General features: G+C 73.7%; 10 protein-coding genes. 2 read left to right on the top strand and 8 right to left on the bottom strand.

Features of this window, described 5'->3' with window-relative positions; translation table 11 throughout:
• Positions 1-385: 385 nt before the first annotated feature.
• A complete protein-coding gene (locus IOD16_RS24855; RefSeq protein ID WP_201436367.1) occupies positions 386-739 on the bottom strand; it encodes a hypothetical protein in 354 nt (117 codons plus the stop codon).
• A 24-nt stretch (positions 740-763) separates the two neighbouring features.
• Here IOD16_RS24855 and IOD16_RS24850 point away from each other — a divergent pair, with 24 nt between their 5' ends.
• Together IOD16_RS24850 and IOD16_RS24845 are read left to right on the top strand one after the other, a co-directional pair.
• Positions 764-979 carry a hypothetical protein gene (locus IOD16_RS24850; RefSeq protein WP_148088987.1) on the top strand — a complete coding sequence of 72 codons (216 nt, stop codon included), beginning with the start codon at positions 764-766 and terminating at the stop codon, positions 977-979.
• Between the two features lie 89 nt (positions 980-1,068).
• A complete protein-coding gene (locus IOD16_RS24845; RefSeq protein ID WP_236594358.1) occupies positions 1,069-2,721 on the top strand; it encodes an aKG-HExxH-type peptide beta-hydroxylase in 1,653 nt (550 codons plus the stop codon).
• Here the strand turns inward: IOD16_RS24845 and IOD16_RS24840 are convergent, their stop codons facing one another.
• The 7 genes from IOD16_RS24840 to gabT all read right to left on the bottom strand — a co-directional run bounded on the left by IOD16_RS24840 (position 2,722) and on the right by gabT (position 13,827).
• A complete protein-coding gene (locus tag IOD16_RS24840) occupies positions 2,722-3,303 on the bottom strand; it encodes a hypothetical protein (RefSeq protein ID WP_201436364.1) in 582 nt (193 codons plus the stop codon).
• Positions 3,304-3,485: 182 nt separating this feature from the next.
• Positions 3,486-7,817: an FxSxx-COOH system tetratricopeptide repeat protein gene (gene fxsT, locus IOD16_RS24835; RefSeq protein WP_201436363.1), complete on the bottom strand. Its 4,332-nt coding sequence runs from the start codon at positions 7,815-7,817 to the stop codon at positions 3,486-3,488.
• Positions 7,814-8,839, bottom strand: coding sequence for an AAA family ATPase (locus IOD16_RS24830; RefSeq protein ID WP_201436362.1), 1,026 nt, complete (start codon positions 8,837-8,839; stop codon positions 7,814-7,816). Before IOD16_RS24830 ends, fxsT begins: the two co-directional genes overlap by 4 nt.
• On the bottom strand, positions 8,836-10,335 hold the full coding sequence (locus IOD16_RS24825) for a VMAP-C domain-containing protein (RefSeq protein WP_148088990.1): 1,500 nt from the start codon (positions 10,333-10,335) through the stop codon (positions 8,836-8,838). The genes IOD16_RS24830 and IOD16_RS24825 overlap by 4 nt, the downstream gene beginning before the upstream one ends.
• Positions 10,336-10,438: 103 nt before the next feature.
• Entirely contained in the window at positions 10,439-11,140 is a 702-nt protein-coding gene (locus IOD16_RS24820) for an effector-associated domain 2-containing protein (RefSeq protein ID WP_201436361.1), read from the bottom strand.
• Between the two features lie 3 nt (positions 11,141-11,143).
• The gene (locus IOD16_RS24815) at positions 11,144-12,571 is read right to left on the bottom strand and encodes an aldehyde dehydrogenase family protein (RefSeq protein ID WP_201436360.1); all 1,428 of its coding nucleotides are present in this window, start codon (positions 12,569-12,571) and stop codon (positions 11,144-11,146) included.
• A complete protein-coding gene (gene gabT, locus IOD16_RS24810; RefSeq protein ID WP_201436359.1) occupies positions 12,568-13,827 on the bottom strand; it encodes a 4-aminobutyrate--2-oxoglutarate transaminase in 1,260 nt (419 codons plus the stop codon). The genes IOD16_RS24815 and gabT overlap by 4 nt, the downstream gene beginning before the upstream one ends.
• Between the last annotated feature and the right edge of the window lie 22 nt (positions 13,828-13,849).

Genomic DNA, 13,849 nt, shown 5'->3' with positions numbered 1-13,849 from the left:
AACGCTTGTGGCGAACGCCAACCCGAGCGCGCTGGGTGGTGCGTTCACCCAAACGCGGCGGCCGGTCTAGACCATACTCTCTGTGATTGCCCGGTGACAACAGTCAACTGGTCGGTTGAGGCCCAGATGTCCTGTCCGGGTGACATGGCGGAGTCCGGCATGGGTGGCGCAGGCTGGTTGGCCGCTGCGCCCGGAATCCATATGGGTGAACACCGCCACCGAACCCGTCGACTGGCGACGACGGGCAGGACCACGACCACCCCTCGGCGGACGACCAGCCCTGCCACGCGAGCGACCACGAAGCCGCCGAACCAGACGGCTCACGCCCCGAAGACGCCCCGACACCACCTCGACAGCGCTGAATGGCCGTTCCTGGTCGATCTTGTTATCGCGGGTGGGCCTGGCTTCCACCCTCCGACGTCATGAGCACCGGCACGCGGCCAGGTGCACCGAGACCTCCGCCGCCTCCCCGATCATCGGGAACCACCCACCCGTCGTCGCACGCGTCGAGCAGCGGCGCCACCTCGAGCAGCACCGCGACCCGACGCCTCCAGCCCGTTCCGGCCATCCCGCCGCCGCCGACCAGCACCAGCACCGGCCGGTCGACGGGCAACCCGATGCCGCCCGGCCCGGCCTTCGACCCGACCCGTGCCCTGTCCGCGATCGGCGGCCGCACCGGCGGGTCGGGGCCGTTCGTCGTAGGGGCGGTGGCCGTCGGGCGCATTATCCGTTCGGCCACTCCCGGACCTGTGCCCGTTCGTGCATGATGGAATCGGGCGGTATCGGGGAGGCGGCCGGTATGACCGTGGAAACACCAGAAGAACTGTCCTCGGACTTGTTGGACCTCACTTCGACGTCGTTGTCCGAGATGAGAACGCTGCGCGACACCGTGCTCGACCAGGCCGTTCGCCGCACGCTCGACCGGTTCCGGTCGGGCGACTTCGGCAGTTCGGTCCAGGAACAGGCGGGACAGGGGTGAACCAGGTCGGGCTGAGCACTCACCGCTTGCCCCGATTCGTGTTCGACGAGATCTGCGCGGGATCCGTGTCCGCAGCCGGAATCGCACTTTTGCGGAGAACCCAGTACAGCATCCGCAAGCTGCGCCTGCGCGCATTCCTGGAAGCCGCGTCCCCGATCGCGGACCGGCTCGGCCCTTTCGCCGACCTCGACGGCGCGTGGACGTTGTTGTCCGATGTGGAACGGGTCGCGCCGGACGTGGTCGAAGACGTCCTGATGCACCACTCGGTCGGCGTCTGGCTCAGCCGCGCCCTGCGCCAGGTGCTGGGCACGGCGGCCGACGCGACACCGCTGTGGTCGGAAGTCGGCTGGTTCCACGCCGTCGCCGCCGCCGCGGCCGTCCGGAGTGGACAGCCGTGCGCGGTCACCGTGCCGGTGGTGCACGGCGCCGTGACGCTGCCGACGGTCGGCGCGTACCGCCTGGGCGGGCGCTTCCCCGTCGGCCAGGCGAAGGTGGTCAACTCGGCGTCCGGCACGGTGGTCGAGGCGCCCGGACCCGTGCGGTGGCAACCGGTCCGGCGGCACCGCGGATCGGCGCGCGGCCGCACGATCGACGTGGTGGTGGACGACCTCGGCCCGTACCGCGAGTTCGGCGGGCCGGTGCCGCCCGGCCCGCTCGGCGACGGCGATTGGGACGAGTGGGTCAAGTACCTGGACGAGGCATGGGAGCTGCTGACCGCACGGCACCCCGGCGCGGCGGAGGAGCTGTCGGCCGGGCTGTCGACCGTGGTGCCGCTGGACGCGCGGCGGGACGTGTTCGCGGCGTCCTCGTCGGCGGCGTTCGGCGCGATCGCCATGTCGCCCAAGCGTTCCGCGACGGAGTTCGGCGAAGCGCTCGTGCACGAGTTGCAGCACTCGAAGGTCAACGCGCTGCTCGACCTGGTCGACCTGCACACCTCCGACGGCGCGGCGGCGCACTACGCGCCCTGGCGGGACGACCCGCGACCGCTCGACGGGCTGCTGCACGGCATCTACGCGTTCGTCAGCGTGGTGGAGTTCTGGCACACCCAGCGCGGCCTCGCGCCCGCGGCACTGGCCCGGCGCGCCGAGTTCACCCTCGCCCACCGGGCCCGGCAGGTCGGGCACGCCGTGGACGGGGTGCGGAGCTCGGTCGAGCTGACCGACCTGGGGCGCGAGTTCGTCGCGGCGGTGGCCGTGCGGCTCGCGGCGTGCCGTCCGGTGGACTCGCCGCCCGACGTCGTCACCGCCGTCGAGGAGATCACCGCCGAGCACGCGATGACCTGGCGGCTGCGGCACGCCCGCCCCGACCCGCGCGCGGTCCTCGACGCGGTCGCGGCCTGGCTCGACGGCCGGCCGCCCGGCCACCCGGGCCGCGGCTCGGTCGTGCCCGCGGCCGGGTCGGGCGAGTCGCTGCTCGCGGCGCTGCTCAAGCTGCGGGTGCTCGACCCGCGCGAGTTCGACCGGGCCCCGCACCGGGACGGGCCCGACCACGCCTACCTGCGCGGCGAGCGGGACTCGGCCGCCGAGGGCTACGCCGCCAGGCTGCGCGCCACACCGCACGACGTGGCCTCGTGGGCGGGCCTGGGCCTCGCGCTCGACTCGGACGTGATGCGGCGGGCGCCGGAGCTGGTGCGGGCCGTGCACCGCGCCGTGGCCGTGCGGACGGGCGCCGCGCCGTCACCGGTGCGGCTGGTGGCCTGGTTCGACGGGTCCACCGGCACGGCGCCGGCCGGGTCGGGCTGATCAGGCCGGCGGTCGTCCGATCCACAGCCACCCGTTCCCGGGGTTGCCCTCGCCCCTGTCGCGACAGCGGGCGTACGTGTCGTCAGAAGGATCGACGGCCAGGGAGTGCAGGATGTCGGACACCACTGCGACCAGGTCGCGGTCCTCGTGCCGCACCACTGCCGCCCGCGCGGCGTCGCTGTCGATCAACCTGCTCAGCTCGGTCGCCGGCTCACCGGCGAACCCCGGTTCCGAGGGCGCGATCGAGCCCATGGTGACCGCCATGCGGAGCCGGATCCGGTCGGTGTACAGCTTGTTGTCCGCGTGCAGCAGCTCCTGGCAGGTGCGCAGCAGCCGCGGCAGGACCCAGGACGGTTCCAGCTCCGCGGCCAGGAAGGCCAACACGCCGTCTCCCGTGCCTTGGCGGTCGACGGCGGCACGGTCGATCCCGAGGTGGGCGATCACGTCGTCGGTCAGCTCGGACACCCGCCGCTGTGCCATCTTGCGCAGCTGCCAGGACCGCGTGGAGTAGCCGACCACGTCGAGGTTGAAACCGATCCGCAAGCGACGCGGCCGCGACGCCGACCCATCCAGGACGTTCACCGTCTTCTCCTTCGGGCAGGGCAGGTTCCCCCGGGTGCCGGGTCGGCTCCGGAGCGGGTTCGTGTTGTCCGGCGGCAGCCGGGACTCGCGCCACGCCCCGGTGTGGGCGCGCGCGTGGTCGGTGACGTCTCGGCCGGTGGAGTCGGGGAGCCGGTGAGGCGGCGGCTCCACCGGCCGGGGCGTCAGAACTGCATCGTGTCGGTGTCGCAGTTCGCCCGGGCGAACTGGGTGGCCGCGATCGTGCCGGGGTGCTCGTCGCCGAGGACCTTGCGGTAGCTCGTGACCGTGCGGGCGTGCAGCACCGCCGCCGCGTTCTCGTCACCGAGGTCGCCCAGGTCGATCGACAGGTTCAGCGCGACCGCGAGGGTCGACGGGTGCTCGGGGCCCAGCGTCCGGGTCGACCGTTCGAGGGTGTCCTCGTCCAACGCCCGGGCCTCCGCGTGGTTGCCCTCGGCGGCCAGGTCGCTGGCCAGGTTCGTCGCCGCCACCAGGGTGAACGGGTGGTCGGCGTCGAACACGTCGGTCAACGTCGCGCGCAGCTCCCGGTTCAGGGCCAGCGCGGCGTCGACCTCGCCCCGCGCCCGGTGCGTCACGGCCAGGCCGATCCCGGTGACCAGCGTGTACGGGTGGTTGCGGCCCACGATGCGCTGGAACGTCTCGTGGCTGCGCCGCGCCAGCTCCAGCGACCGGTCGAGGTCGCCGAGGTGCCGCAGGTCCAGCGCGAGGTTCATCCGCGCCGTGGTGGTGTCGATGTGCTCGTCGCCGTGGCGCTTGCGGTAGCGCCTGATGACGTCCTCGATCAGCTCCTTGGCGCGCACGTGCTCACCCGCCTTGCGCAGCGCCACCGCCAGGCTCCGCGACGCGCCGATCACCTGCGGGTGGTCCTCGCCGAGCAGTTCCCGCTGCACGGCCAGCGAACCCTCCTGCTGCCGCGCGGCCTCGGTGTAGCGGCCCAGCTCCCGCCGGTCCATGCACGTGCTGTTGAAGGAGGCGAAGGTGAGCGGGTGGTCGCTGCCCATGACCGCGTCGCGCCGGTGCAGCACGTCCTGGTCGATCTCCAGCGCCTTGGCGTAGTCGCCCATCAACCGGAACGAGCTGGCCAGGTTGTTGGCGTAGGACAGGGTCTGCGGGTCGTCCACGCCCAGGATCTCGACGGCCCGGTCGTAGATGCGCTGCCTGGTCTCCAGCTCCTCGCGGAACACGCCCTGCGCCCGCTGGTCCAGGGCGAGGGTGTCGAGCATGTTCAGCATGCCCTCGTGGTCCTCGCCGATCACCTCGCGGAACAGCTCGTAGGTCCGCTGGTTGAGCGTGCGGGCCTCTTCGATCCGGCCCAGCCTGCGCAGCGAGATGCCGTACCGGCGGGTGATCTCCAACGTGTCGAACTCGCGTTCGCCCAACGACTTGCGCCACGACTCCGACGCCTGGCCGGCCAGGTCGCGCGCGCCGCCGAAGTCGCCCGCGTTGAGCAGGTACCGGACCAGGTTCATCACCAGCACGCGCACCCAGCGGTCCTGGCAGTCGACCACCTTCGACACCAGGGCGTGCGGCATCAGCTCGGCGTAGCGCGGCCAGTTGGTCGAGGCGTCCGGGTCGCCCGGGTCGCCGTTGACCAGCAGCACGTGCACCGCGTGCCGCATGCGGTCCTGCTCGTCGTTGTCCAGCCGGTTCTTCAGCACGGTCTGCACGAGGCGGTGCAGCTGCAGGGCGTTGTTGCGGTGGTCGATCTTGGCGAGGCTGTACCGGCTGATCTCGCGGATCGCCCGGCTGAGCTTGATCGGATCGCCCAGCGCCTCGCGCAGCGCGTCGGGCACGGGCATGTCGCGCACGCCGCGGAACAGCTTCTGCGAGATGGGCTCGGGGCCGAAGAACGCGCACACCTGCAACAGCTGCAGGGCGGCCCGGTGGTCGTTCTTCAACCGGTTGAGCGGCACGTTCCACGCCGCCGCGACCGGGAGCTGGTCCTCGCTGGACGTGCCCGCCTCCAGCAGCTCGGTGCGGTTCTGCTGCAGCAGCTGGAGGTACTCCGAGACCTGCATGCCGGTCTGCGCCCGCCACGCGGCGGCCTGCTCCACGGCCAGCGGCAGGTCGCCGAGGGCCTCGGCCAGGGCGTCGGCCTCGGCGTCGTCCAGGTCGCCCGCGCGGCGGTGCAGCAGCTCGATGCTCTCGGCGCGGGTGAACAGGTCCACCGCGACCGGCCGGGCGAAGCCGCCCCACTCGGAGTTGCGGGACGTGACGACGATGTGGCCGGTGCCCGCGGGGAAGTACTGGCGCACGTCCTGCGGCCGGTCGGCGTTGTCGAACACCAGGATCCACCGGCGGAACGGCTCGCCGCGGCGCAACGCCTCCAGCACCGCCGGCACCGCGGTCTCGGCCGAGCCCGAGGCGGCGACGCCGATCCTCTTGGCCAGCTCGACGAAGTTCGCCTTGATCTGCGCCGGCTGCTCCGCCGGGATCCACCACACGACCTCGTACTCCGAGGCGTGCCGGTGGATGTACTCGACCACGGTCTGCGACTTGCCGACACCGCCCATGCCGTGCAGCGCCTCCGGCAGCACGGCGGTCGGACCGGCCTCGCTCAACCGCAGCCGCAGCGACTCCAGCAGGTCGTCGCGGCCGACGAAGTCCGGGTTGCGCAACGGCACGTGACCCCACACCTGCGGCTGTGTGGAACCGGGCAGCCGCTCGCCGGTGAACAGTGGGCTACCGGGAGCGTTCACGTCTTCTCCTTCGCGCGGCAGCGACCCGACCACTGGCGCCGGTGGTCGGGTGTCGAGATTCGTCACAGAGTCGTTCTCCTGGTCGGGTGTGCCGCCGTCCGGACCCGCGGGCGGGACACGGGTCGGATCACCCGGGCCCAGCACCTCTCGGATGCGTTTGGACCGGCGGGAGTACGCGGCCCCGGAGAGGGCGCGGAACACCGCTTCCTGCACCTTCAGGTACGGCACGTTCTCCGGCGTCGGCGCCGGTTCCGGGGTGCGGTCCGGCTCGTCCAACGCGAGCCGGTAGTTGTGGACGGCCTCGTTGTCGGCGCCCGCGTAGGCGTCGAGCACGCGCGCGACGCGGGCGGTGTCCGAGCGCCGCGACGTGGCCAGCAGCTCCTCCCGCACACCGGCGTCGAAGTCGTAGGCGACGGCGTCGGTCGCGCCGTTCGCCCCGGGCAGCCGCGTCATCAGGCCGCCGAGCATCACCTCGGCCAACGCCGAGAGGTCCGAGCCGGGCAGCAGCACGCGCTGCACCAGCCCCATCAGCTTCGGGCTCAACGGCGTCGCGGCCAGCAGCCCCGCGAGCTGGAACCCGTCCACCGACGCGTAGGTGCGGAACCGGAGCACCCGTTCGACCGCGCTCACCGGCTCCTCGGCGGCGGGTTCCGCCGGGGGCGCGGTCTGCGGGGCGACCACCGCGGCCGTCGTCTCCACCCACTCCGAGCCCGGCGAGGTGAGCAGCCTGGCCCAGCCCGCCATCCACTCGGCGGACAGGCCGAGCACCGGCACCGGTGTGCCGCCGTCGACCTCGCCGGCGACGCGCAGCCTGCGGTTCGGCACGCCGGGCGCGGGCGCGGACAGCCGCACCCGCCTCGTCGGCAGGCCGCCCCACGACCACAGCCGCTGCGCCAGCGTCTGCACCACCGCGACCGGCATCGACCGGCCCCACGCGTGCAGCACGTGCCCCACCGCGCCGCTGTGCCAGGCGCGGCCGACGGTGTCGGTCAGCACCAGCACGATCCGGTTGCCCGACGGCTCGACCAGGTAGCGCCACTCGTGCCGGGCGCCGCCCTCGGACCGCAGCACCACGTCCCGCGCCGCCGTGCGCGAGCTGTCCAGCTCGTAGGTCCGCACGTCCCGGAACGCGCCCTGCCGCTCCAGCAGCACCCGGAACTCCCGCACGGTCTGCCGCCACAGCTCGGCCGCCACGGTCGTGTCGACGACCAGCGCCACCTCGAACCGCCGCCACGGCGCGGCCCGCCACTCCGGCAGCCACAGCCCGTCCCGGGCGGCCCGCACCGCGGTCGCCTCCTCGTCCAGCACCGTCGACCGGGGCGACGGCCGGCGGCGCGCCAACGGCCGCAACGCCCGGCTGATCCCGCGCCGCTCCGGCAGCGCGGGCACGGTCGGCCACGCCGACCCCGCGCTCACCGCGCCGCCCGGCGCGGGCACCGGGTCGGCGCGGACCAGCGTCGTCGCCGTCCGCGCCCACCGCTCGACCCGGCCCGGGTCGGGTTCGACCCGCGACTGCGTCCACGCCTCCCGGTCCGCCCCGGGCTCCGGCGCGACGTCCGGCGGCGGATCGTCCGACGACGGCGGGGGAGGGGTGGGCGGGTCGTCGTCCCGGGGTTCGCGCGCGGTCGCGGTCGGCTCGGACCCGGGTGGGCGCAGCGCGCCGGCGAGCCACAGCGAGTCCCGGACCTCGCGGAAGGTCAGGTCCGCCGTGCGCAGCACCTCCACCCGGCTGTCGGTCGCGTCGAGGTGCTGCAGCAGCACCCGACCGGCCGGCGGCTCGGCCCGCGGTCCGCTCATCCGGCCTCCGCGGCCAGCGGGTGCCAGATCGCCTTGAGCAGCTCGGCCCACTCCTCGTCCGGCTGGTAGGACCCGGAGGTGGCCAGGTGCACGGCGTTGAGCAGCTGGTCGGCCGACACGGTGCCGACGTCGGCGCGGTGCGCCAGGAAGTCCGAGATGAGCCTGGCGACGTCCACGCCGTGCGCGTCGCCGAAGTGCACCGCCACCATCTCGGCCAGCTGCTCCTTGCCCGGCTGCGGCACGTGCAGCCGCAGGCAGCGGCGCAGGAACGCGGGCGGGAACTCGCGCTCGCCGTTGCTGGTGATGATCACGATCGGGAACTCGCGGCAGCGCACGACGCCGTGGTGCACGGTCGCGGTGTGCCCCCGGTCCTGGGTCAGCACCTCGACCTCGTCGCGGTGCTTGGCGTACCGGACCAGCTCCGGGATCTCGTACTCGCCTTCCTCGAACGTGGTGAGCAGGTCGTTGGGCAGGTCGATGTCGCCCTTGTCCAGCTCGTCGATCAGCAGCACGCGCGGCAGGTCGTGGGGCAGCAGCGCGGTGCCCAGCGGCCCGAGGTGGACGTAGTCGCCGATCCCGGAGTCCCGGTCGTTCGCGCCCACCGCCTGCACGCGCGCGATGGCGTCGTAGAGGTACAGGCCGTCCTTGAGCGTGGTGCGGCTGGTGATCGGCCAGCGCAGCACCGGGCCCAGGCCCAGCTCGCGCGCCACCAGGTAGGCCAACGACGACTTGCCCGTGCCGGGCGCGCCCGTGACCAGCAGCGGGCGGCGCAGCCGGATCGCCGCGTCCACCATCGCGACCTCGTTCGGGTGGGGTGTCCGCCGCACCGCGCGCACGCCGCCCACCCGGCGGTCGCCCTCGCCGCCGTCGTCGGCGGGCCGCGACGTGCTGCCGCGACCGGTGAACGTCCGCCACGGCGGGGGCGGCGGCAGGTTCGCGACCGGTGTCCGCGCGACGCCACCCGTGCCGTGGTAGACGGTGCCGGCGTGGACTTCGCCGGAGTGGACAACGCCGTCGTTCATCCGACCGCAACCCCTTCCCGGGGCGGACCCGGTTGGCTCGGCACGACGATCCGCTCCGGGTCGTCGTAGAGGATCGTCAGCGCCTCGCCGACGTGGTGGCGTTCCTTGAACGCCGTGTTGCGGGCCAGGCGGACGCGTTCCAGCAGGTGCAGCTCGTCCTGGCCGTGCAGCACGGACTCGACGACGTCGCCGAACTCCGGGGTGCCGCAGTCCTGCCGGTGCCACACCACCAGGGGCACGCCCGCCTTCACGCCGGCCGCGACCTCGTCACGGCCCGCGTGCTCCGGCGACGGCGGCGCGCTCAGCACCAGGGACACCAGCCCGCGCTCGGTGTTGAACCGGGTCAGCAGCTCCCGCAGGCCCTGCTCGGTGCCGCTGAGCGCGCGGCAGGTCGAGGTGCGCGCGAGCCCGGCCGACCGGCCCAGCTGCCCGGTCAGCTCGGTCCACCGCTGCCGCCACTCCCGGTGGTACTTGCGGGTGGTCATCCGTTCCAGGCTGCGCACCACCACCGGGTAGCGGCAGCCCATCGGCACGACCACCTCGTCGTCGCTGTTCTCCCACGGCCACTGGTCGACGTCGAGGTTGAGGTTCTCGTAGTCGAGCACGAACTCGATGCGGATGTCCGGGCTGTACTGCGCCCAGTCGTCCTCGACCCGCTCGATCAGCGCGGCGACCTGCCGCTTGACCTCGTCCAGCGTGCCGACCGAGTCCGCGCCGTGCAGCGGCGACCACGGCGCGGGCCGGCCGAGCTGCCGCCAGTGCGACAGGCGGAACCTCTCCCCGCTCGGCCCCTCGCGGCGCAGTTGCAGCACGAGGTAGGCGGGCGAGCCGGGCGGCGGGGTGAGCGGCTCGGCGGTCTCCGGGCGCAGGCTGTCCCGGACCGCGGTCAGCTCCGGGAGCAGGTTCATCGACACCGCCTGCGACTCGGTCCACCGGTGCAGCTCGATCGCCAGCTCGGTGCGCACGCGCGCCGCGATGTGCTCGACGAACACCAGCGGCCGCGGCACGCCGTCCGCGCCCGCGTTCAGCGTCTCCAGGACCCGGAACACCTCGGGGTAGGTCGTCGGCCCGTACAGGCTCGGCGCGGTCGGACCGGCCACGACGCGGTAGATGTCCGCGATGTCGGGCACGACGACGCCAGCCAGCAATGTGAACAGCCTTGCTCGTTCGTGGGTCGGGAAGAGGTCCAACGGCGTCAGTTCGGCGACGACGCGGCGCAATTCAACCATCGACTGCGCGTCGTGGTCGAAGCGGCTCACGATGCGGACCAGCGCCGAGAGGCGTTCGGGACTCTGCTGGCAGACTTCGGCGAGGTTGAACAGGTGCCCGATCGCGGTCTGGTGCTCCTCGACCATCAGCGTTTCCCGCAATTCCGCGGACATCATGCGGATGACCAGCACCCGACCGGCCCGATCGGCGAGGCTCGGGACGCGCGCCAGCACGTCGACCAGTGGCATGAGCAGCCCCCGGCCGCCGTCATCGTCCGCATGGACCATCGGTGGTCCCCCGTTCGAGCGGTCTGCGCCCAGTGGTCAAACCCCTTCCGGTATCGGCCTGTTCCGGGTTGCACGTTACGGATTGTCGGTACCGGTCGGGGTTTCATTCATTGCGCAATAGGGTGTCGATCCGGGCCATTGGTGTGGAATCCTCGCCTTCCACCACGTGCAAAGCGTGGCGGAGGGCATTCAGGCCCCCTTCGTGCTCGAGGCACGCCAGCAGCAGGCCGCTCACGTGCAGCGCGTCGGTCGGGTGGTGCGGCACGAGGGCCGTGATCGCGGGCGGCAGCAGGTCCAGCACCAGTCGGCGCGAGTCCTCCCGCCGCATCGACGGCAGCGCCATCAGCGCGTGGAAGAGGGCCTCGGCGTCCGGCACGCGGGCGTCGAGCAGCCAGACCGGTTCGGGCACGTCGGGCACCCGCACGAGCCGGTGCCGGTCGTGGTCGGTGAGCGGGCGGGCTCGGGCGTAGCCGTCCGTGACCGCGATCGTGACGGGACGGGTGGTGGCCGCGTGCGCGGACCGCAGGGCGGCCGAGCCGAGCACGGCGAGCGCCGTGGAGACCTCGCCGTGAGCCATGGCCAACCGTAAGCGGAGCGGGCTCGCGGACGAGTCGTTGTGCCGGTGGACGGCTTCGGTGAGCCGTACCGCGAACCGGGCCGACGGCGGTCGCGTGAAGAGGACGTCGTGGTGGCCGGGCGCGGCGCGGGCGGGCCCGTCGAGGACGGCCGCCAGCAGCCGCCGGCCCCGGTCGAGGTCGGCGGCGGCGTCGGTGGCGATCGCGACGACGGCGTGCCCGGGCGCCAAGCGCTACAACTCCAGCCCCGTGAGCACGAGGACCCGCTGCTCGGTCAGGTCCTCCATCGCCGCGCGCACCCCCTCCCGACCCGTTCCCGACTCCTTGACCCCGCCGTACGGCATCTGGTCGGCGCGGAAGCTCGGCACGTCGCCCACGATCACCCCGCCGACGGCCAGCCGCTTGGCGGCCCGGAACGCCACCCGCACGTCGTGCGTGAACAGGCCCGCCTGCAACCCGAACCGGGACGCGTTCACCCGGTCGAACGCCTCCTCGACCGACGGCACCGGGTCCAGCACCACGACCGGCCCGAACACCTCCTCGTCCACCACCTTGCACCCCGGCGGCACGTCGGCCAGCACGGTCGGCTCGTAGGCCGCGCCCGTCCGCCGGCCGCCGACCAGCACCCGCCCGCCCGCCGCCACGGCCTCGTCCACCCACGCCTCGACCCGCCGCGCGGCGGCCTCGTCGATCAGCGGGCCGACGTCGGTGGCGGGGTCGGCCGGGTCGCCCGTGCCGAGCTTGCGCACGTGTGACACCACGGCTTCGGCCAACGCCGGGTACACGTCCTCGTGCGCGTACACGCGCTGCACCGAGATGCACGACTGCCCGCCCTGGTACATCGAGAACGTGGCGATGCGCTGCGCGGCCCAGTCCACGTCCGTCCAGTCCGGACAGACGACGGCCGCCGCGTTGCCGCCCAGCTCCAGCACGACGTGCTTGCGCGGCACCCGGTCCAGGATGGAGTGGCCGACCGGCCCGGAACCGGTGAACGACACCACCGGCAGCCGCGGGTCCTCGGCCAGCGCGCCCGCCACCTCGTTGGGCACCGGCAGCACCGACCACGACCCGGCGGGCAGGTCCGTCTCCGCCAGCAGCTCGCCCAGCAGCAGCGCGACCAGCGGCGTCGTCGGCGCGGGCTTGACCACGATCGGCGCGCCCACCGCCAGCGCGGGCGCGACCTTGTGCGCCACCAGGTTCAGCGGGAAGTTGAACGGCGCGATGCCCAGCACCGGTCCGCGCGGCGCCCGGCGCACCAGCGCCAGCCTGCCGTTCGCCGCCGGGTCGGTGTCCAGCCGCTGCAACTCGCCGGAGAACCGGCGCGCCTCCTCCGCGGCCCAGCGGAACGTCGACACCGCACGGGTCACCTCGACCCGCGACCACTTCACCGGCTTGCCCGACTCGGCGGTGATCAGCGCGGCCACCTCGTCGGCGCGCTCGGCCAGCCGCCGCGACACGTGGTCCAGCGCCGCCGCCCTGGCGTGCGCGGGCAGGTCGGCGAACCCGGCGGCCACGGCGTGCGCGGAGGCGACGGCCCGTTCCACGTCCTCGGCGGTGGCGTTGGACGTCACGCCGGCCCGCGCGCCGTCGTGCGGCGTGCGGATCTCGACCAGGTCCTCGCTCGTCGCGGGCTGTCCCGCGACCCAGTACGGCGTCGTCACTGAAGGGCTCCTTCAAGCACGTCCAGGCCTTCGGCCAGCAGCCCGTCCGGGATGACGAGCGGCGGCAGCAGGCGGATCACGTTCCCACGGGCACCGCAGGTCAGCACGATCACCCCGGCGGCGTGGCAGCGGGCCGCGACCCGGGCCGCCTGGTCGGCGGAGGCCAGCTCCACGGCCAGCATCGCGCCGCGGCCGCGCGCCTGCACGACCACGTCCGGCGCGAGGCCGCGCAGCCGGGGCAGCGCGGTCGCCTCGATGCGCCGGGCGGCGGCGACGAGGTCGAGGTCGCGCATGGTGTCGATCGCGGCGACGGCGGCGGCGCAGGCGATCGGGTTGCCGCCGTACGTGCCGCCCAGCCCGCCCGCGTGCACGGCGTCCATCACGTCGGCGCGCCCGGTCACGGCGGCCAGCGGCAGCCCGCCCGCGATGCCCTTCGCCGTGGCGACGAGGTCCGGCGCCACGCCTTCGCGGTCGCACGCGAACCAGTCGCCCGTGCGGCAGAACCCGGTCTGGACCTCGTCCGCGACCAGCAGGACGCCGTGCGACCGGCACCAGTCGGCGAGGGCCGGGAGGAAACCCGGCGCGGGCACGATGACACCGCCCTCGCCCTGGATCGGCTCGACCACGACGCACGCGACCCCCTCGGGCCGGTCGACCGCGGCGACGGCCCGCCGCGCCGCCTCCGCGCCGGTCAGGCCGTCGCGCAGCGGGTAGGAGCCGGGGACCCGGCGCACCCCGGGCGTGAACGGGCCGAAGCCGCGCTTGTAGGGCATCTCCTCGGCGGTCAACGCCATGGTGAGGTTCGTGCGGCCGTGGTAGCCGTGGTCCAGCGCCACGACACCCGGCCGGCCGGTGGCGTGGCGGGCGATCTTGACCGCGTTCTCCACCGCCTCCGCGCCGGAGTTGAGCAGCACCGAGCGCTTGTCGTGGCCGCCGGGCGTCAGCTCGGCCAGCCGTTCGCACACGTCCAGGTAGCCCTCGTACGGCGTGACCGTGAAGCACGTGTGGCTGAACCGGTCGACCTGCCCGCGCACGGCGCGGGCGACGCCGGGCGCGGGGTTGCCGACGCCGGTCACCGCGATGCCGGAGCCCAGGTCGATCAGCCGGTTGCCGTCGACGTCGACCAGCAGGCCGGGCTCGGCGTGGTCGACGAACACCGGGAGCACCGAGCCGACGCCCGCCGCGACCGCGCCCGCCCGCCGCTCGGCCAGCTCGCGTGACCGGGGTCCGGGGATCTCCGTGCGCAGTCGGGACATGGGTCCAGCATCGACCGGTCGC

This window comes from Saccharothrix sp. 6-C (assembly GCF_016695385.1).
GTDB lineage: Bacteria > Actinomycetota > Actinomycetes > Mycobacteriales > Pseudonocardiaceae > Actinosynnema > Actinosynnema texasense.
This window is presented reverse-complemented; position numbering and strand designations above follow the sequence as displayed.